This is a genomic window from Bacillus sanguinis (assembly GCF_018332475.1).
Classification (GTDB): domain Bacteria; phylum Bacillota; class Bacilli; order Bacillales; family Bacillaceae_G; genus Bacillus_A; species Bacillus_A sanguinis.
Map to the genome: position 1 here is coordinate 1 of NZ_BOQB01000414.1, position 445 is coordinate 445.

Sequence of the window (445 nt, forward strand, 5' to 3'; positions counted from 1 at the left end):
CATATAAAAGAAGCTTTTTTTGAAAATGATACATATTTAAAAGAGACAATTGATGCAATATATGAGCATGATAGAGGATGGATAGAACTTGATAAAGTTCCAATTTTGAATGATGCTAAAAATATCCCATATACATTTATGGATTGTCCCAGTTCATTGCGCTTTGTTTTTTATACGATTGGTTTGAATGAAATTGAAGATTCCAATCCATACGGAGCATTACTTTGTAGTAAGCATTTTTTATCATTTCCATTAAATGAGGAAGATGAAGAGATGATGTCATTTTATGCGGGGGAATTGGAACGACAAAAAAGAATATTGACAACGCTAACAAAAGAGCAATTTGTGATGTTCGATAAACATTATAGATTATTAAAGTTTTGCGATGAACTTTCTTTATATGTCTGTATGAATAAACCAGGTGTAGAAAAGAAAAATGAAATTG

At 29.9% G+C, this 445-nt stretch carries 1 protein-coding gene; it reads left to right on the plus strand.

Features of this window, described 5'->3' with window-relative positions; translation table 11 throughout:
- Positions 1 to 445: DUF3891 family protein (locus tag KI369_RS26975; RefSeq protein WP_212958628.1), on the plus strand; the 445-nt coding region annotated here is incomplete at both ends.